This is a genomic window from Hymenobacter actinosclerus (assembly GCF_900111515.1).
In the GTDB taxonomy this organism is placed as follows: domain Bacteria; phylum Bacteroidota; class Bacteroidia; order Cytophagales; family Hymenobacteraceae; genus Hymenobacter; species Hymenobacter actinosclerus.
This window is the reverse complement of sequence record NZ_FOHS01000002.1, coordinates 786,944-805,623: the sequence shown is the minus strand read 5'-3', so window position 1 is coordinate 805,623 and position 18,680 is coordinate 786,944. Positions and strand designations below refer to the sequence as shown.

Annotated in this window: 17 protein-coding genes and 3 tRNA genes; 11 read left to right on the top strand and 9 right to left on the bottom strand. The window is 60.9% G+C overall.

Translation table 11 applies throughout. The features are described from left to right. Positions 1-61 precede the first annotated feature (61 nt). A complete protein-coding gene (locus tag BMY67_RS09760; protein ID WP_092770905.1) occupies positions 62-1,042 on the bottom strand; it encodes a tetratricopeptide repeat protein in 981 nt (326 codons plus the stop codon). Continuing rightward, positions 1,039-2,040 (bottom strand): VWA domain-containing protein, encoded by a 1,002-nt coding sequence (locus tag BMY67_RS09755; protein ID WP_177189771.1) that lies wholly within the window; start codon positions 2,038-2,040, stop codon positions 1,039-1,041. The genes BMY67_RS09760 and BMY67_RS09755 overlap by 4 nt, the downstream gene beginning before the upstream one ends. A gap of 191 nt (positions 2,041-2,231) precedes the next feature. On the opposite strand from BMY67_RS09755, the gene BMY67_RS09750 reads away from it, so the two are divergent. From BMY67_RS09750 to BMY67_RS09735, 4 genes are all read left to right on the top strand, one after another. Beyond that, positions 2,232-2,319, top strand: a tRNA-Ser gene (locus tag BMY67_RS09750). Positions 2,320-2,422: 103 nt separating this feature from the next. Continuing rightward, positions 2,423-2,499: transfer RNA gene (locus tag BMY67_RS09745), tRNA-Pro, on the top strand. 50 nt (positions 2,500-2,549) lie between these two features. Beyond that, positions 2,550-2,623 (top strand) — tRNA-Arg (locus tag BMY67_RS09740). A 128-nt stretch (positions 2,624-2,751) separates the two neighbouring features. Then, a complete protein-coding gene (locus tag BMY67_RS09735) occupies positions 2,752-3,045 on the top strand; it encodes a hypothetical protein (RefSeq protein ID WP_143069768.1) in 294 nt (97 codons plus the stop codon). A 118-nt stretch (positions 3,046-3,163) separates the two neighbouring features. On the opposite strand, the gene BMY67_RS09730 is transcribed toward BMY67_RS09735, so the two are convergent. Next, the gene (locus BMY67_RS09730) at positions 3,164-4,414 is read right to left on the bottom strand and encodes a M1 family aminopeptidase (protein WP_143069767.1); all 1,251 of its coding nucleotides are present in this window, start codon (positions 4,412-4,414) and stop codon (positions 3,164-3,166) included. A gap of 122 nt (positions 4,415-4,536) precedes the next feature. Here BMY67_RS09730 and BMY67_RS09725 point away from each other — a divergent pair, with 122 nt between their 5' ends. The 4 genes from BMY67_RS09725 (at position 4,537) to BMY67_RS09710 (ending at position 9,203) form a co-directional block, all read left to right on the top strand. Next, positions 4,537-4,836 carry a putative quinol monooxygenase gene (locus BMY67_RS09725; RefSeq protein ID WP_092770897.1) on the top strand — a complete coding sequence of 100 codons (300 nt, stop codon included), beginning with the start codon at positions 4,537-4,539 and terminating at the stop codon, positions 4,834-4,836. A 261-nt stretch (positions 4,837-5,097) separates the two neighbouring features. Next, positions 5,098-5,631, top strand: a complete 534-nt coding sequence (locus BMY67_RS09720; protein ID WP_218144610.1) for a (2Fe-2S)-binding protein — start codon at positions 5,098-5,100, stop codon at positions 5,629-5,631. 112 nt (positions 5,632-5,743) lie between these two features. Continuing rightward, on the top strand, positions 5,744-6,766 hold the full coding sequence (locus BMY67_RS09715) for an FAD binding domain-containing protein (RefSeq protein WP_092770894.1): 1,023 nt from the start codon (positions 5,744-5,746) through the stop codon (positions 6,764-6,766). Positions 6,767-6,971: 205 nt separating this feature from the next. Beyond that, positions 6,972-9,203, top strand: coding sequence for a xanthine dehydrogenase family protein molybdopterin-binding subunit (locus tag BMY67_RS09710; protein ID WP_092770892.1), 2,232 nt, complete (start codon positions 6,972-6,974; stop codon positions 9,201-9,203). 106 nt (positions 9,204-9,309) lie between these two features. On the opposite strand, the gene BMY67_RS18925 is transcribed toward BMY67_RS09710, so the two are convergent. From BMY67_RS18925 to BMY67_RS09695, 4 genes are all read right to left on the bottom strand, one after another. Then, positions 9,310-10,296, bottom strand: coding sequence for a hypothetical protein (locus BMY67_RS18925; protein ID WP_143069766.1), 987 nt, complete (start codon positions 10,294-10,296; stop codon positions 9,310-9,312). A 338-nt stretch (positions 10,297-10,634) separates the two neighbouring features. Beyond that, the gene (locus BMY67_RS18920) at positions 10,635-10,895 is read right to left on the bottom strand and encodes a hypothetical protein (RefSeq protein ID WP_143069765.1); all 261 of its coding nucleotides are present in this window, start codon (positions 10,893-10,895) and stop codon (positions 10,635-10,637) included. Positions 10,896-11,366: 471 nt separating this feature from the next. Further along, entirely contained in the window at positions 11,367-12,596 is a 1,230-nt protein-coding gene (locus BMY67_RS09700) for an MFS transporter (protein ID WP_092770888.1), read from the bottom strand. A 222-nt stretch (positions 12,597-12,818) separates the two neighbouring features. Continuing rightward, positions 12,819-13,196: a hypothetical protein gene (locus BMY67_RS09695; RefSeq protein WP_092770886.1), complete on the bottom strand. Its 378-nt coding sequence runs from the start codon at positions 13,194-13,196 to the stop codon at positions 12,819-12,821. 406 nt (positions 13,197-13,602) lie between these two features. Here BMY67_RS09695 and BMY67_RS09690 point away from each other — a divergent pair, with 406 nt between their 5' ends. Further along, positions 13,603-15,048, top strand: a complete 1,446-nt coding sequence (locus BMY67_RS09690) for a dihydrolipoyl dehydrogenase family protein (protein WP_092771665.1) — start codon at positions 13,603-13,605, stop codon at positions 15,046-15,048. 54 nt (positions 15,049-15,102) lie between these two features. Here BMY67_RS09690 and BMY67_RS09685 read toward each other — a convergent pair whose 3' ends face one another. Together BMY67_RS09685 and BMY67_RS09680 are read right to left on the bottom strand one after the other, a co-directional pair. Then, entirely contained in the window at positions 15,103-15,711 is a 609-nt protein-coding gene (locus tag BMY67_RS09685) for a DUF6134 family protein (protein ID WP_092770884.1), read from the bottom strand. A 108-nt stretch (positions 15,712-15,819) separates the two neighbouring features. Then, positions 15,820-16,602 (bottom strand): DUF547 domain-containing protein, encoded by a 783-nt coding sequence (locus BMY67_RS09680; protein WP_092770882.1) that lies wholly within the window; start codon positions 16,600-16,602, stop codon positions 15,820-15,822. A gap of 237 nt (positions 16,603-16,839) precedes the next feature. Between BMY67_RS09680 and BMY67_RS09675 the strand changes: the two genes are divergently transcribed. Continuing rightward, the gene (locus BMY67_RS09675) at positions 16,840-17,532 is read left to right on the top strand and encodes a TIGR04283 family arsenosugar biosynthesis glycosyltransferase (RefSeq protein ID WP_092770880.1); all 693 of its coding nucleotides are present in this window, start codon (positions 16,840-16,842) and stop codon (positions 17,530-17,532) included. A gap of 168 nt (positions 17,533-17,700) precedes the next feature. Beyond that, entirely contained in the window at positions 17,701-18,678 is a 978-nt protein-coding gene (locus BMY67_RS09670; RefSeq protein WP_317040332.1) for an NAD-dependent epimerase/dehydratase family protein, read from the top strand. The last annotated feature ends 2 nt before the right edge of the window (positions 18,679-18,680 follow it).

The following is an 18,680-nucleotide window of genomic DNA, read 5'->3' as shown; positions in this document are numbered from 1 at the left end:
CTCAGAATGACAATTTCCTCACCCCATCACCCCATTACCACCTCACCTCACCGCCCCATCACTACCACGCCGGCTTGGTTTTATCCCTGGGTGCGGTGGCTTTGCGCGGGAGTTGCTGCAGGTACTGCTGCTCGGCGGTGCGGAGGGCTTCGAGGAGCTGGCGGGCCTGGCCGGAGCTGAGGTTCATTTGCTGCAGGCGGGCGCGCTGGGTTTGCAGGTTGGCTTCGTCGGGCGCGGCCGCCTCGGTGCCCCCGCGGCCGCTGGTGCCCGCTGGCGCTGCCGGGCCGTTTTCGTCGTTGCTAAGGCCGCGCACCGTGCCCGGCTCGTTGCCGCGGGCCACGTTGCGCTCCGGCCCGGCGCCGGGCCGGAAACCGCCGCTGGCCGCACCGCCGGGCGTGGCCGATGGTTGAGCCGGATTGGGCTGGCCGCTGGCATCCGGGCGGGTTTGCGGGGCGCTGTTGGGGTCGTTGGGCTGGCTGGGGTCGGGGCGCTGGCCGGGGGTATCGGGGCCGGCTTTGGGGCGCGGCTGTTGCTCGCGCGGCCCTTCAGGCTGCTGCTTGGGGCTGCCATCGGGACTGGGTGGGGGCGGGGAGGGGGCGTTGGTGCGGCCGGTCATGAAGCGGCGCAGCACCTCGTAGTTGTAGCGGGCCCCTGCGTTGCCGGCATCGGCCAGCAACGACTGGCGCAGCAGGGCCACCGCCGGCGCGTACTCGCCCCGGCCGACGGCCAGCGTGGCCAGCTGCTGCAGCGCCACGCTCCGCATTGGCCCGTTGGAGCTGGTCAGCAGATGGCTGTAATAAGTGCGGGCTTCGTTGGGCCGGCCGGCCTGCAGGGTGGCGTGGGCCAGGTTCAGCCATAGCGCATCGTCGGTGCCGCCCAGTTCCAGAGCGGCCTCGCGGTAGGCCAGGGCGGCCTCGGCATACTGCCGGCTGGTATAAGCGGCGGCCCCGCGCTGCACGGCCACGTTGCGGTCATGAATGCGCGTCAGACTGCCCCACCAGCCAAACAGCAGCAGCAACAGCGTTATCAGCAGCGTTTTCATGGCCGGATAACTTTTACGGTCAGCAGAATATCGAGCCCGATGAGCAGCAGCGCAAGGGCCAGCGGGTAGCGGTAGCGGTTGTCGGCTACGGCTACGGTGCGTACCTGCTGGGCCTGGCCCTCGACCTGATTGAGGGCCGTGAGCAGCAGCGGAAACTCATTGCGCTGGTCGGTCAGCTCGAAGTACTGGCCACCGGTTTGCTCGGCCAGGCGGCGCAGCGGGGCCGGCACCAGCCGCGTCACGGCGTCGCGGCCCCGGGCGTCGCGCACGTAGCCCGGCCGGCCGTCGGCCAGCGGAATGCGGCTGCCTTCGGTGGTGCCCACGCCCATGGTAAACACGCGGGCACCGGAGCGGGCCAGTATGCGTACGGTGGGCTCCAGGTTCTCGCCGAAATCCTCGCCATCGGTGGCCAGCACTACGGCCGTGGCGCGGGGCGGCACGCCGGCCGGCGCGGGTCCGGCCGGCGCGGCGGCCGGGGTGAGGCGCGCCAGCACCAGCTTGAGCGGCGGTACCAGGTCGGTGGTGCCGGCCGGCACCAGGCTGGTTTGCAAGGTGCTCAGAAAGAGCTGCAGCGCGTCCTGGTCGTAGGTCAGCGGGCACTGCACGTAGGCTTCGCCGGCAAACACAATCAGCCCCAGCCGGTCGGCCGGAAAGCGGCGCACCAGGTTGGCCAGCTCGGCCTTCAGCTTCTGCAGGCGCGACGGGGCCACATCGGGCGCGTTCATCGAGCGCGACAAATCCACGAGCAGCCACACGTCTTTGCCGGCCGTGCGCACCGGGTGCTGGGTGAGGCCGTAGGCCGGGCCCAGCAAAGCGGCGCCCAGCAGGCCGCCATAGAGCAGGCGCAGGGCCAGTTTCCAGCCCAGCCGGCCGCCGTGCTGGCCCAGCGGGGCAGCCAGCCGCCGGGTGCGGAGGGCGTAGCCGAGGTAAAAAATAAAAAAAATAAGTGCCGCTGCCGCCTCCGGCCAGCCTGGCAGATAGGCCCAGTTCAACGCCACGGTAACGGGTTCATGTTCACAATACAACCAGCCAAAAAGCAGGGGTTGCCCCGCAGGCAAAAAGCGCCAATTTGCGGCCTGCAAGCCCCAAATGCATCAGCAAGATGGAAGATATTTTTCGGAACAGGGTTTGAATCTCCATCCGGCTCGTATATTTGCAACACCTTTCAACCGGAAAGGACAACCCTTCAGGAGAGATGGGTGAGTGGCTGAAACCAGTAGTTTGCTAAACTGCCGTAGCTCTAAAGGCTACCGGGGGTTCGAATCCCCCTCTCTCCGCGTTTCTTTGGATTAGAAATTGAGAATTAAGAATTGAGAACTGCCGCATGCGCAAGCAGCCGTAATTTTTGATTTTTAACTCTCAATTTTTAATTATTCTTTTCGGGGTGTAGCGTAGCCCGGTATCGCGCCTGCTTTGGGAGCAGGAGGCCGCAGGTTCGAATCCTGCCACCCCGACCAGCATGTAGCCGTCAGCCCGCCTTTGGGGGCAGGCGGCTATTTGTTTTTCTGACCCCGTAGCTCAGCTGGATAGAGCAGCTGCCTTCTAAGCAGCCGGTCATGTGTTCGAATCACATCGGGGCCACGCTGATAATAAAATGAGCCGTTTAGCCTGTAGGCTGAGCGGCTTTTTTGTGGGCGGATTTTGCCGTGCAGGGCTTGCCGGAGCGCCAGGCCCTGTGGTCCTGCCCGAAGCACCGTACCTTTGCGCCCATGAAAGCGCCCCTTTTCCATCCCGGCCAGGAAGTTATCTGCACCAACGACGACTTTACCATGCTGCTGGTGCAGAACCCCAACATCCAGACGCCCAAACGCGGCCCCATCTACACCGTGCGCGACGTGTACGACACGCACAACGGCTTCGGCATTACACTGCACCAGATCAACAATGCCGCCGTGGCGCCCGGTTTTCCGGAGGCCAACTTCCACGAGTCGCGCTTCTCTCTGGTGCCGCCGCTGGAGGAAGTGGATATTTCGGCCGCCATTGAGGAAAGCGTGACGGCCTGAGCACCTACGGCCGGCCGTAGGGCTGAGTACCGGCCCGCCAGGCGCCCTGTTGCTCTTTGCCACCTGGTAACTATCCGGTAGCGCAGGTATTTGCCGCGGCCAAAGCGAAGCGAGGTTATTACCGCTTCAACTCGGCCAGCAGCCAGGCGCCGGTTTCCGGTCCGGCTACTTGCTCCACGAGCCGCACAAACCCTGGGTTGGTACTGGTTTTTTGGGCGGCAGACGTGGCCAGGATGTTCAGGAATTGCTCGGTGCCGATGCGGGTGCGCAGCGCGTGCAGGATGCCGGTGCCCTTGTTGTACATCACGCGGCGGTGCATGGGGTATTCGTATTTGTAGCGGTCGAAGCCCCAGAGCGGCGGCGTGCCGGCGGTGCTTTGCGCCAGGCGGGCCAGCTCCTGCTGGTAGCCGGCTTCGTCGCCGCTGGCTTGCAGGTAGAGCAGGCTGGAGTAGGTGGCGAAGGCTTCGTTGAGCCAGTCGGTTTCGTCGTGAAACGAGCCGTAGCCCCACCATTTATGGCTGATTTCGTGGGCCAGAATCAGCAGGTCCTCTGTTTCCGCTACGTTGAAATTGGAGTAAGGAATAATAGTGGCGTTATCCAGCAGCCCGTAGGCCCCGCCGCTGTTGGTGCCGGGCAGGAAAGCGGTGAAGTGGCTAATCGTATCCTGCCGCCCAATGGTGCGGTTGTAGTACGCCACAATAGCCGCCGCCCGCCGCAACATGACCGAATCGGTAGCGGTCAGCGGGGCACCGGTTTTAATGAACGTGATAGGCGGGCCAGTGGTGGATGCGGCCTGATAGAACTGTCGGGCAACCAGGGCCGTGAGTTCGATGGCGCTGGTAGTGCCCGCAAACGTGTAGCGGCCGGCCTGCTGCCGGCTGGGTGGGCGGGTGCTGCGGACCTGATAGCCGGGCGGCACCCGCACCGTTAGCTGGTAGGGCACTATTTCGTACTCCTGATAGGGCCGGAAGGGCAGCCATAAGCTGTGGGCGCTGAGGAAGTTTACGTGGTCGGTGTAGTTGCCCTCGTCAATGTTGCCCGTGTACACCAGTTCGATATAGCGGCTGCGGCGCGGGTTCGGGCCGTAGCGCACCTGAATCTGCTGGAGCGTGTCGATTGAATATGCCACCCGCGTAACGCTTTGCTGCACCGCCCGTGGAGCCTGCACCTGTTGCAGCTTATACCGGCGGTTCAGGTTCAGCAGCACTACGGAGGTCGTGTCGGAAGCCGGCAAAGTGAAGCGGTAGCGGCAGGTGAAGGTGTGCGCTTCCGGCTCAACCTGGAGGGTAACCCGCACGCTGGGCGTGGCCAGGGCAGGGGAGGAGGCCGAAAGAGTCGTTAGTAGCAGGAATAGCAGGAGGCGTTTCACGGAATGGGGCGGAGCAGTTAGTATGGATTAGCCGAGAATTATAAGCAGGGGTAAAGATGCATACGCCAAACATTTTTTCGTCGAGCCGGTTTTACGGGCCTACCCATTTAACTCCCATTCTCATGATAAAAGTAGGATTGTTTGTACGTCTGGAAGCCAAGCCCGGCAAGGAGCAGGAAGTAGCTGATTTCCTGCGTGGGGGCCTGGCCCTGGTGGAGCAGGAGCCGGAAACTGCTACCTGGTACGGGGTGCAGATGGGCCCCACGACGTTCGGGATTTTCGACACGTTTGCCGATGAAGCCGGCCGTAAAGCGCATTTGGGTGGCAAGGTTGCCGAAGCCCTGTTCGCCCAGGCCCCCGAGCTGTTCGCCTCCGCGCCAGCCGTGGAAATGCTTGATATCCTGGCTTCGAAAGGCGCCTAAACGCCCCTGCAACGGCCGAACCTGCCGCCGCCTTCCGGTGCTGCTGCCCTCAGGGGCGGGCGGCCCGGAAGGCGGCTTTTTTGGTGCGGTACCGGGGAGCTGCGGGGGCTGATGGTGGTTCAGAGGACCAGCCAGGGCGCCGGCCTTGGTAAAAGCGGTAAAATGCGGCCCCGAGTATAACGCACGGGCCGTTGTGGGCGTACAGCAAAATCACGTGCCGGCCTTGCGCCGCCGCTTCCTTCACCACTTCTGCTCTTCTTTATGTCGCAACTACTTACCAGCGCCCCGCACCGGGGCGGTCTGCCGGCCCCGGTGCCCACCGGCCCGGTGCGCCTGCACATCAACGGCGAAACCCGCACCCTGCAACTCGCGCCCTGGACCAGCCTGCTCGACGCGTTGCGCGAGTACGCCCACCTCACGGGCACCAAAAAAGGCTGCGACCATGGCCAGTGCGGCGCCTGCACGGTGCTCGTGAACGGCCGCCGCATCAACAGTTGCCTCACGCTGGCCGTGATGCACGAAGACGACGACATCACGACTATCGAAGGCCTGGGCACCCCCGACAACCTCAGCCCCCTGCAACAGGCCTTCGTCGACCACGACGCCTTTCAGTGCGGCTACTGCACTCCCGGCCAAATCTGCTCGGCTCAGGGCCTGCTCAACGAAGGCCGCGCCCACTCCGAAGCCGAAATCAAGGAGCTGATGAGCGGCAACCTCTGCCGCTGCGGCGCCTACACGGGCATTCTGAACGCGGTGCAGGAGGTTGTGGCTGCGCAAGGTGAGATGGTGAAATAGTGAGCTGGTGAGATGACGTTCCGGCGGCGCGATTCGCGCGGCTACGCCAACGTCAACTTCCAAACCACCTGCCCATCAAACTCACTATTTCACCATCTCACCACCTCACTTTATGTATCCTTTCACTTACTCCCGCGCTACCGATGTGGCCGATGCGGTGCGCGACAAGGCCGGCCACGGGGCCTCGGCCTACCTGGGCGGCGGCACCAACCTCATCGACTTGATGAAGTACAACGTCGAGCAGCCCGCCCACCTGGTTAATGTGGCTAAGCTGCCGCTTGACAAGATTGAAGACCTGCCCGACGGTGGCCTGCGCCTCGGGGCCACGGCCACCAACGCCGATACGGCCTGGAACGAGCAGGTAAAAGCGCGCTATCCGATGCTGAACCAGGCGATTCTGGCGGGGGCCTCGCCCCAGCTGCGCAACGCGGCCACCAACGCCGGCAACCTGATGCAGCGCACCCGCTGCTACTATTTCTACGACATCGAGACGCCCTGCAACAAGCGCGAGCCGGGCTCGGGCTGCTCGGCCATCGGGGGTTACAACCGCATCCACGCCATTCTGGGGGCCAGCGAGGCCTGCATTGCCACCCACCCCTCGGATATGTGCGTGGCCCTGGCGGCCCTCGCGCCCACCGTGCGCGTGAGCGGCCCTAATGGCGAGCGAAGCATTGCCTTCGAAGACTTCCACCGCCTGCCCGGCGACCAGCCCCAGTACGATAACATCCTGGCCGAAGGCGAGCTGATTACCTCGCTGGATTTGCCCGAGAAAGGCTTCGCCAAGAACTTCACCTACCTCAAGCTCCGCGACCGGCACTCCTACGCCTTCGCTCTGGTGAGCGTGGCGGTAGGTCTGGAGCTGGAAGGCAACACCATCACGGATGCCCGCCTGGCCCTGGGCGGCGTGGCCCACAAGCCCTGGCGCGACAAATCGGCCGAGCAACTGCTGAAGGGCCAGCCCGCCACCGCCGAAACCTTCGGCCGCGTGGCCGCCCACGTGGTAGCCAACGCCGTGGGCCAGGGCTCCAACGACTTCAAAATTGAGCTGGCCCGTCGCGCCATCGTGCGGGCCCTGCAGCAGGCCACCGAAGGCAGGCAGCGGGCTACGGATGCGTTTCTGAATTCCAACCCGTAGGGGAGGGGCTAACTGAACGACTGTAGCGCGAAGCTTCCGCTTCGCGTGTCGTTGCTGAATTTCAAACGATGACGTTCAACGATACGCGAAGCGCAAGCTTCGCGCTACATGCACACGGCCCCTCTCGCCGCCGTGTTATTATACTATCAATCAGCCGAAAAGCTAACAGCCATCAGCTAAAAGCTCACAGCTTAAAAACATACCCATGAGCCAGACAGACCATATCGGCAAAGGCCCCAACCGCGTGGATGGGCCGCTGAAAGTATCGGGCACGGCGCACTACGCGGGCGAATTCAATGTGCCCAACCTGGCCTACGGCTACGTGGTGAACAGCCCCATCGCCAAGGGCAAGGTAGTACAGGTGCACGCCGATGAAGTGCTGGCCCTGCCGGGCGTGCTGGCCGTGTACTCGCACGAAAACGTGCCCCACCTGGCCTGGTTCGACCGAAGCTACAAGGACCTGCTCGCCCCCGGCGGCTCGCCCTTCCGGCCCCTGCACTCGCCCGACATCACCTTCAACCAGCAGCCGGTGGCCCTGGTAATGGCCGAAACTTTCGAGCTGGCCCGCTACGCCGCGGCTCTGCTGCGGGTCGATTACGAGCAAGAAAAGCACGAAACCAACCTCGAAACCAAGCGCACCGAGGGCTACCTGCCTGGCGGCGGCAAGCTGGGCTACGCGCCACCCCCGCCCCCCCGCGGCAACCCCGAAAAAGCCTGGAAAAATGCCGACCAGAAAATCGAGGCCGAGTACACCCATGGCGCTCAGCACCACAACCCCATGGAGCTGTTTACCAGCACCGTGGAGTGGCTTGGCAAGGATAAAATCACGGTCTACGACAAAACCCAGGGCGTTTTCAACGTGCAGCGCTACCTCACGGGGGTGTTCGGGCTCAGCAAGGACAACTGCCGGGTGGTGAGCCAGTTTATGGGCGGCGGCTTTGGCTCGGGACTGCGGCCCCAGTATTCGGTATTTATGGCCACGCTGGCCGCATTGGAGCTTAAGCGCTCGGTGCGCGTCACGCTCACGCGCCAGCAGATGTTCAGCATCGGCCACCGGCCCAACACCCTGCAATTCGTCAAGCTCGCCACCAACCCCGACGGCTCGCTGGCTTCATTGCAGCACCACGCCCTGCACGAAACTTCGCTGTTCGAAGACTACACCGAAAATGTGGTGAACTGGTCGGGCATGCAGTACCAGTGCGACAACGTGAAGCTGGGCTACCAATTGGCCCAGCTCGACGTGTACTCGCCCCAGGACATGCGCGCGCCTGGTGCGGCCACCGGCAACCCCGGCATCGAAATAGCCATGGACGAAATGGCCTATGCCGCCGGCCTCGACCCGCTCGAATTCCGATTCCGCAACTACGCCGAGCGCGACCAGAACGTGGATAAGCCCTTCTCCAGCAAGAAGCTGCGCGAATGCTACCGCGAGGGCGCTGCCAAATTTGGCTGGGACAAGCGCCCGCTGGAGCCCCGTTCCATGCGCGAGGGGCACCTGCTCACGGGCTGGGGCATGGCCGGCGGCGTCTGGGATGCCATGCAGATGCCCTCGCGCGCCAGTGCCCGCATCACGGCCGACGGCCGCCTGCTGGTGCTCAGCGGCGCGGGCGAAAACGGGGCCGGCACCTACACCATCATGACCCAGATTGCGGCCGAAACCCTGGGCCTGCCTCTGGAAGCCGTGACCTTCGAGCTGGGCGACACCGACCAGCCCCAGGCCCCGCTGCAAGGCGGCTCCTGGACCGCCGCCTCAGTGGGCACGGCCGTGAAAAACGCCTGCGACGCGCTGGGCGAAAAGCTGCTCAAGCTGGCCCAAAAGCAGAAGGATTCGCCCCTCAAAGACGCCGACTACGACGAGGTGGAATTCGTAAACGGCCAGCTGCGCCTGCGCCGCGACCCCGACCGGGCCGTGGTACTGCGCGACCTGCTGCAAGCCAGTGGCGTAACCCAAGTGGAGGCTGAAAGCACGGCGTTGCCCAACATGCTCAAGCAGAACGGCTACTCGCTGCACTCGCACAACGCCGTGTTTGCCGAGGTGCAGGTCGATGAGGACCTGGGCACGGTGCGCGTCACGCGGGTGGTGAATGCCGTGGCCGCCGGCCGCATCCTCAACCGCAAAACGGCCCGCTCGCAAGTGCTGGGCGGGGTGGTGTGGGGCCTGAGCATGGCCCTGATGGAGGAAACCATCATGGACCACAAGTTCGGCCGCTACGTCAACCACAACTACGCCGAGTACCACATCCCCGTGAACGCCGACATGCCCCACATCGACGTGCTCTTCGTCCACGAAGACGACGACATCGTGAACCCGTTGGGCGTGAAGGGCATCGGCGAAGTGGGCATGCTCGGCGTGACGGCCGCCATTGCCAACGCCATCTTCCACGCCACCGGCAAGCGCGTCCGCGACCTGCCCATCATGCTTGACAAGCTGCTGTAACTCTAGCCGCTGGAGTAACGCAAAACGCCCCGCAGCTGGAAATTTGCGGGGCGTTTTCGTGGGGTTTGAATGACGTAAAAGAGTGTCATGCTAACACTTCGCTGTCCTAATTTGCATACATTAAGAAGTAATCCATTCTCTCAAAGTTTTTATACCATTTAAGCATCTCATTGATGCCCTTATTTGAAAGTAGTTCAGAAATAGGAGTTTCATAGACCTTATAAGACCCAGCATTGCCACAGGTTTTGACTTTTAATTTGCTGTCGCGTAAATTGTGAATACCAATCCATTCATCTTTTGATAAAATATTGTAATTCAGAATAGATATAGAATCCGAGAGTGTCTTAATATGATTAATTAATTGTGGGTCTTTGTTTTTATGACTGAATAATGTATTTTTACTTTTGCGTATCTTTTTATTTAATTGACTAATTATATGATTTGATTTATTGCTATTGTATATCATCGCATCGATTGCATACATTCTTGTTTGGATATTTGGATACTTCATAAGATTTCTAATTAAGTCTATACGTTGGTGTTGTAAAAGTGTAATGACAGCCCCTCTTCTAATTGGTGGCATGCCTACTGCTGAATACTCACAAATGAATCCATATTCGTCGCCTGAGTCCACACCTACAAGCTTGTAATAAGCTCTTAAAATATTGTTGGGTTCATTTATGCTAAGTTTAAATTCATCTGGCAGAGATGGTAAAATATTATTTATGTAATTAAGCCATATCTTTTTATTAAAATATAAAATTTTATTCATAGGATATACACTGCTGGAATCAACGTAGTATTTTAGTATTACTCCTTTATAGCTTGTGATTCTAAATGAGGCGCCTTTTGTTCGGTCTGAATATTCATATATTATAAATAAATTATCACTAGTTTCAGAAGCACGGTGAGTATCAGTATAGATACTATGCCTCTTAACAGACTCCCAATCAAGTTTGTCAAGTAGCACCGATGTGGATAGAGCGGTCGTGTCGTCGGTAGTGTTCGGAAACTTGCTAAAGTCAACAAGTGCCTGAGAATAGGCAGGTGCAGAGAGAAGCATTGTAAAAAATAAAAATAAGAGTCGTTTCATATTTCGTTTAGGCTTTGTATTGTTGGTCCTGTCGCAATATAGATAGTAGGACTAACCCGCCAACAGTAAATCGCTTAAATATTGCCATTGGCCTAAACTCTACTATTGTTCTTCGGTCCCAAGAATAATATTCCACCCCCCGCCCCAACAACCCCCACAGCCCCAGCAGCGGCCCCAGGGCCAGCGCGGCCAACAAGTGGCGCGGGTCGAGCAGCGGAACCAGCCGGCTCGTGAGTTGGAGGCTGGCGATGGTGAGGGCGAAACTCAGGCAGGTAACCAGCGCGAAGACCGCCATAGATGAGAGAAACGGTGATTCTGGTTCCTCAACTCCTGTTACTCTATTTAGAGTTTTTGTTCTCCAATTCTATTGTCTTTATAGAGAGCATTGGCGATATTTTAACATTTTTATTTCCTCTCACAAAATAAAATGCATTAGCACTATTTGTGCCAATTAAATATATTTTTTCTGATGGGCCATTTGAGTTAAATGTTAAAATACTATTATATTCGAGAGTTCCATTTTCATTTTTAGTAGCCACTGCTTTCCCCTTTCCTTGGCCTACTCCAAGAAAAAAGGATATCATTCCGATGGCAAGCATAGCAATAAATGTTTGTCCAAATTTATTTTTAATTTATAATTCAGTCAATTCCTCTGAATTTGTTTTAGACCCAATAAATTTATTAACCTTTAGGTTGTGATAATTCTTAGATAGATATAAAATGATAAGATAAAATATGAATGTAATAACAATAAGTGAAACAAGAATCATAGGAGTTGAAGTGATATCAGCAATAGGGCTTATTAAAATATCCATTATGTTCGAATATTTTAAAATATTTATTCCAATATGATAATAGAATATGCTTTCTTTAAGCACTCCAATAACAACCAGAAAAAGGTATCCGAAAGGAAGTAGCTTTTGTAAATCTATGTTGAATTTCATTGGGTATTTTGATTGTTTTAACTGTGGTTTTGAAAGAACATCAACTAATATACATATTGATGTCACTCCTGCAAGATAGCTAGTTAAAGCAATTCACCAACAGCATGCTTTCCAATGGTACCGGGACTACGCTACTGGTGTCTTATAAATAGTTGTGTTGCCCACCACTACCCGCCCCAACAATCCCCACAGCCCCAGCAGCGGCCCCAGGGCCAGCGGGGCCAGCAGGTAGCGCGGGTCGAGTAGCGGAACTAGCCGGCTGGTGAGTTGGAGGCTGGCGATGGTGAGGGCGAAACCCAGGCAAGTAACCAGCGTGAGGGCCGTGGCGCGGGTGGGGGCCGGGGCGCTGCTGGCTACCAGCGTCGAGAGCAGGGGCGAGTCGGCCACCACTACCAGTCCCCAGAACCCCAGAAACGCCAGCAGCCCCCCCGCCGAGCCGCCGCCCAGCACCAGCGGCGAGGCTAGGCAGCACAAGCCCGACAGCGCCAGGGCCCCGGCCGCCACCGGCCGGGCTCCGCGCCGCTGGGCCAGCAGCCCCGCGCCCACGCACCCCAGGCTGCCCACCCCGATAATGCCAAACGCCGCCAGTGGCCCACTGAAGCTGGCCGCCGCCGGGTGGGCCGCCTGCCAGGCCGCCAGCACCACCGGCACGAAGGCCCAGAACGTGTACAGCTCCCACATGTGCCCGAAGTAGCCCAGCGCCGCCGCCCGAAACTCCGGCTCCCGGAACCCCGCCAACAACGCGCCGGGCTTCAGGCGTTGCCCCGCCCGGCGGAAGGGCCCATCGGGCACCAGCAGCACCAGGACCGTGCCGCCCAGCGCCGCCAGCGCCGAGGTGCCAACAGTTACCAGCTGCCAGGGCAGCGGGCCGCCCGCGCCGCCGCCGGAGCCGCCCAGCTCGCCCAGGCCGCGCAGCAGGTGTGGGAAGGCCGTGCCCAGCACCAGCGCCCCCACTAGAAACCCCAGCGAGCGGCCCAGCCCGGCCTCGTAGTAGTCGGCGGCCAGCTTCATGCCCACCGGGTAGATGCCGGCCAGGAAAAATCCGGTGAGCACCCGGGCCGCCAGCAGCCCCGGGGCCCCCAGGCCCGGCAGGTTAAGGGCCAGGTTGCAGCCCGCCGCCAGCAGCGCACTCACAAAAAATACCCGCGAAGGCGAAAACCGGTCGGCCACGGCCAGCAGCGCAAATACCAGCGTGCCGCCAATGAAGCCCAGCTGCACGGCGCTGGTAAGGGCGGCCCCAAAGCTGGCCGGCTGGCCCACGCGGGCCGCCAGCTCGGGCGCTACGGCGTTGCCGGCAAACCACAGCGAGGTGCAGCAGAACTGCGCCAGCACGATGGTGGGAAGAATTCGGGACATTGGGGCCGGGAAGCAGATAGGGTAGGAGCCCGCAAAGTAGTTGTTTCGGGCCGGTAGCGGGGCCAATGAACGGTGTAGAGACGCCTATTTGCATCTCGTCGTTGAACGATGACGATGCAACGATGCTGTTCGCGCCAACTGGCAGCCGATAGCCAACGACGCGAACGGGGTCGTTCAACCACCAGACGCAAATAGGCGTCTCTACGCCACGCGCTCCGGCCCCTAGAAATCTGCTTCGCCTTCAATCCAGAAGTCAACCAGACTTTCCTGGCCGATGTGCGGGGCAAACCTGGTGACGAGGGCCACTAAGTCGGGGCTGGTTTCGAGAGGTATCCAGCCTTCGAGGCCGGGGTACTGGCAGATGCGCTGCACCTGATAGCTGCCGCCCCCGGGCAGCAGCACGAACCGCAGAACGGGCGAGAAGTACACGAATTTGAGAATATCGGCCAGCGGCATGCCCAACTCGTCGGGGCCGTAGGGATACTCGTACACCGTTACGGCCTCGGGCTCCACATCGAAGTGCAGCACTTCGCAGGGCGAGTAGCGGGTGGTCAGCTCGCGCACCGTGGCCAGCATGGCGGCGGGTACGCGGGTGGGCACGACTTTGCGAAGCGTCGTTCTGCCGTCTTCCGGGTACTCGTACCACTCGAACCCGTCGGGCAGTTGGTCCCGGATTTCTTCTGCCGGGTACTTGGTGAAATCCTTGATAACGTACTAGCGCACGCCGCCCTTATTGGTGCGGGCTGCCCGGATGTAGTAGGTTTCCTGGCGGCGGTTGGTATAGGAGAGAGGCATGGCTGCAGCAAACGTTCATTGGCAATCCAAAGTAAGCAGCGCCAACTGAACCGGGCGGCGCAATATGGGGCAGCTTACAACTGGGGCAGCAACCGGCTTAGGTCAGATAAGACCATTGCCGCGCTATACCGAAACCCCGCCGGAGCCCGTATGCTGCTAAACCGGGTGAATGCCCGACGACAACTTTATGCTTGCTTCTACCGCTGTTTCTATGGCTGACTCAATCCCTGAATTTGACCTGATTGTGCTTGGAGCCGGCTCGGCCGGACTGGGGCTGGCCCTGTTTATGACCAGGGCCGATATGCGGGTGCTGCTGATTGACCGCACCGCTGAGGATGTGGGCGGCGACTGCCTCAACCACGGCTGCGTGCCCAGCAAGGCGCTTATCCACGCCTCGCGGCAGGTGCACCAGGCCCGGCAGGCGGCGCAGTTCGGTCTGGAAGTGAGTGGCAAGGCCGATATGGCCAAGGTGATGGACTACGTGGCCAGCCGCCAGGCCATCATCCGACCCCACGAAAACCCCGACTACCTGCGCCGGCAGGGTGTTACGGTCGAAATCGGGCAGCCCAAATTCGTGGGTCGGCACGAGGTCGAAATCAATGGGCAAACCTACCAGGGGCGCAAGCTGGTGGTGGCCACCGGCTCGCGCCCCCGGCAGCTGGCGGTGCCGGGCGCAGAGCAGGTGCGGCTTTATGACAACCAGCACGTCTGGGACCTACGCGAGCTGCCCGCCCGGCTGCTGGTGGTGGGCGGCGGCCCCAACGGCGCGGAGCTGGGCCAGGCCATGCAGCGGCTGGGCTCGCAGGTAACCATCGTGCAGCACGGCCCGCGCCTGCTGCCCCACGAAGACGCCAGCATCAGCCGGGTGCTGGAGGAGCGGCTGCTCGCCGAGGGCCTGACGCTGCACCTGAATGCCGAAGTAACCAGTTTCAGCAGCCCCACCCACGCCCGCATCAAGCCTACCCAGGGCGCGGAGTTCGGGCTTGATTTTGATATCGGCTACGTGGCCATCGGGCGGCAGGTGAGCTTCGAGGGCCTGGAGCTGGAGCGGGCCGGCGTGGAAGTGGACGACGACGGCCACATCCGGCTCGACGAGCACCTGGGCACCAGCAACCCCGATATCTTCGTAGCCGGCGATGCGGCCAACTCGCTCAAGTTCAGCCACGGGGCCGAGCTGCACATGCGCCTGCTGGTGTTCAATTTCTTCTCGCCTATCAAAAAGAAACTCAACTACGACCACTTTTCCTGGGTCACCTTCACCGACCCCGAAGTGGCCCATTTCGGCCTCGATGAGCCGGAGCTGCAAAAGCGCGGCCTCCGTTACGAACGGTGGGAAACCGACTTCGCCGACGACGACCGGGCCGTGGTGGACGACTACCAGTACGGCCGGCTGCTGCTGTTCATCGAAAAGAACCGCCTACCCATCCCCGGCCAGACCCGCCGCATATTGGGCGGCGCCATGGTGGCCCCGGGCGCGGGCGAGCTGGTGCAGGAGCTGATTCTGGCCAACAGCAGCGGGCTGGGCATCAGCGAAATCTTCAACAAGGTGTACCCTTACCCGGTGGGCGCCCGCATCAACCAAAAGCTCATCGTCGACCACCAGGAAATAACGCCGCTCATGCAGCTGGGCCTCGATGTGGCCTACAAGCTGCAGTAAGAATGACGTAGGGGCGGGGGCAAACCCCACCCTACGTCGTGCGGTAGTCCCGTTTTACAAAACCCTGATGATGAAGTTCTTCAGTGGGTTTTTCTTGATTAAGGTCATCAATTGGCCGTCCTTATATTGGTACTCATCCTCGCGGCCGGCACGGGTGGCCTGGTAGCGGCCGGCTTTGCCGGGCTTCACCACGAAAAAATCCCCGAAATACTCGGCGAAGGCGCGCGGCTGGTTCGCTGGCTCCCCGAAAAACATGTCGGTAACGGTGTAGCGGATGGGCCGGGTTTCGGTGGCCCGGTAGCGGTGTTTGTACTGGTCGGCCACGATGTCGTAGTGGTCCTCTTTCCATTCGGTGCGCGAGCTGAAATTGCCCTGGTTGGTGCGCGCATTTACGGTGGAAAGCCGCAGCTGGCCGTCGGCGCGCACGTAGTTGGTTACCTTGTAGTAGATGACGAGGTGGTAGAAGAGAATATCCACCTGCACGTCGCTGGTGAGGGTGCTGATGGTTTCGGGGTTGGCGGGCGTGGGCAGCTGGCGGGTGGCCGTCATGGTGCCCACCCGCAGGCCGGCTACCTCAATGGCATAACGTCGCGTTTCGGGCGCCGGCGTTTGGGCCTGGGTGAGGGCGGGGAGCAGGAAGAAGAGAAACAGCAGGACTTTCATGGGGTGGAATCGGTTTTCTCGCAGAGGAGCGCAGAGGCATGCGCAGAGGTAAGGAGATGACCCTCCTTTTAACCTCTGCGCTCCTCTGCGAGAAAACCCCATTCAGGCTTACTGCTCGTTCAGGTTCCAGTTGTAGTCCAGGTACCCAATTTTAGTGTTGTCGCTGATTTTGGTTTTGGCGTACTTGTTCACCCACTTCACCACCGACTGGCCGTTCTTGTTCCAGTCGTCTTTGTACCAGTTGAAATAGTTGGAAAGCTGGGCGCTTTGGGCGGAGAGCTTGTTTTTGCCGGGGTCGTTGAGAAAGGCGCGGCCCTGGGCGTCGAGCTGGGCGTTGAGGCGGGCGGCCGTGTACGCTTCGGGGCGCAGCGCCGGGCACGAGATGGAAGCGCACACCAGCGCGAAGTGAATGCGCGGATCGTCGAATTTCTTGCGCAGAATGCCGTGCTCGATGTCGTCGAGGCTCATTTTGGTGCCTCCGATGGGAATGAACAGTTTCTTCCAGGGCTCCCCGATATCCTTGATGCTCTTGAGCGGGTAGTTATCCAGAATCAGGCGGATGGTGTAGGCGTTGTAAGCATTGATCCAGAAGGCCATCTGCTCGGCCTGCGGGTCGGTGGCTCTGGGCGGGTTCTGGCTGAGCTGGGCGAGGTAGGCGTTGAACGCTTTTTCCTCGCTCTTGAAGCCCTTGTAGTTCACGCGGCCCTGGCCGTTCACGTACTTTTTCAGCAGCCGGTCGAAGGCGCTGTGGTCGAAAGCGGAGGCCGCCGCGGTTGGCGCGGCCGTGAGGGCCGCCGGGGTGGCCGCGGTTTCGGCGGGGCCGTTGCAGGCCGTTGCCGAAAACGTAGAGACGCTAAGGGCGGTCAGCAGGAGGGTGCGGTAGAAAATCATGCGTCGGAAAGTAAAAAAGAGGACCGGCCCAGCGGGGGCAGCGGCGTTGCCAAGTGGTTAAGCCATACGGGCAAATGCCCGGCCGTGGTGCGGCCCGTTGCAATAAACGCGCCGCCCGGCCCGCCGGATTGCCTGGCCGCGCAAACTGGCCGGGCCGGGCGCCACGTATATGGCGGGCCGGGGGCGCTCCCGCGGCCGCCGGAAATTACGCACCTTGTGCTCCTGTTCAGCTGTCCTATGCTTCTAAGCGTCATCATTCCTACCTACAACGAGGCCGCCAACATCGGCCGGCTGGTGCAGGAGCTGCGCCGCTACGCCGCTCCCGGGCAGGTAGAAATTCTGGTGGTAGATGCCCTGAGCACCGATGGCACCGCCGCGCTGGCCGAGGCCGCCGGGGCCACCGTACTGCAGGCCCCAAGCCCCGGCCGGGCCGCCCAAATGAATTATGGCGCGGCCCACGCCCGCCACGAGCTGCTTTATTTCGTGCACGCCGATGTCGGTATTCATCCCGAGTACGCGGGCACCATCGCGCGGGCCGTTGCGGCGGGCCACGCGGCGGGCTGCTACCGCTTCCGCTTCAATTCGCCCCACCCACTGCTGCGCATCAACAGCTACGGCACCCGCTTTAAGGGCCTCATGAGCCGCGGCGGCGACCAGACCCTGTTCATCACCCGCGAATTGTTTGGGCAGCTGGGCGGCTTCAACGAGCGGTTTGTGGTGATGGAGGACTTCGAGATTATCCAGCGCATCCGCCGGGTGGCCTCGTTCTACATCGTACCCCAAAGCGTGCTGGTATCGGCCCGCAAGTACGAGCAGAACAGCTGGCTGCGGGTGCAGCTGGCCAACCTTACGGCCTTCGCGCTCTACTTTCTGAAAGTAGAGCCCGCCCGCATTGCCCGCACCTACAAAACGCTCATCAACCACCGGTAAGCAGGGGCTTTTGGAAGGTGAAAAAAAAGCGTCATGCTGAGCGAAGTAACGCGTAGTCGAAGCATCTCTACCTCTGGCTAATCAACCCTATTACAATGAAGCGGTAGAGATGCTTCGACCACGCTCAGCATGACGCCCTTTATTCCAAATCCATCTACCTCAAAGCCCGTGCTCGTTACCGGGGCCAATGGCTTCCTGGGGCGCCACCTGGTGGCCGAGCTGCACGGCAGGGGCCAGCCAGTGCGGGCGTTGGTGCGGCCCGGCACCGCGCCGCCTTTCCCGCTTGATTGGAACGTGGAGTACCGGGAGGCCGACTTGCTGCGGCCGGCTACGCTGGTCGGGGCGGCTGAGGGCTGCGGGGCCATCATCCACGCCGCCGCGCTGGCCAGCGTGAATCCGGCCCGCGACCCCGCCCTGTGGACGGTGAACGTGGAGGGCACCCGCGCCGTGCTGGCCGAAACCGGGCGAGCCGGGGTGGCGCGGCTCGTGTACGTGGGCACGGCCAACGTCTTCGGCTTCGGAACCCCGGCTGATCCCGGCGACGAAACCCGCCCCTACGCCGGCGCCCGCTACGGCCTCGACTACATGGACAGCAAGCGCGCTGCCACCGACCTAGTGCTACGGGCCGTGGACGAGCAGCAGCTGCCGGCCGTGCTGGTGCATCCCACCTTCATGCTCGGGGCGGAGGATGCCAAACCCACGTCGGGCGCGCTGCTGCTGGAAATTTACCGCGGTAAAGTGCCTGGCTACCCGCCCGGCGGCAAAAACTACGTGCACGTGCGCGACGTGGCCCAGGCTACCGTAAATGCGCTGAATCTGGGTAGGGTAGGAGAGTCGTACATCCTGGGCAACGAAAACCTAAGCTACCACGAAGCCTTTACGTTGATGGCCGACTTAATGCGCGTACCGCCCCCGCGCTGGCCCCTGCCGGCCGGGCTGGCCCAGTTCTACGGCCAGCTGTGCAGTCTGCAAACCCGCCTGACGGGCCGGCCGGGCCGCCTGAACGCCGCCATGACGGCCGTAGCCAACGACGGGCACTACTTCCGGGTAGATAAGGCCCGCCGTGAGCTACAGCTTCCCCAAACACCCGTCGCTGAGGCCATAACCGAGGCTTTCGCCTGGTTTAAAGCCGAACAGTATATTTGAGC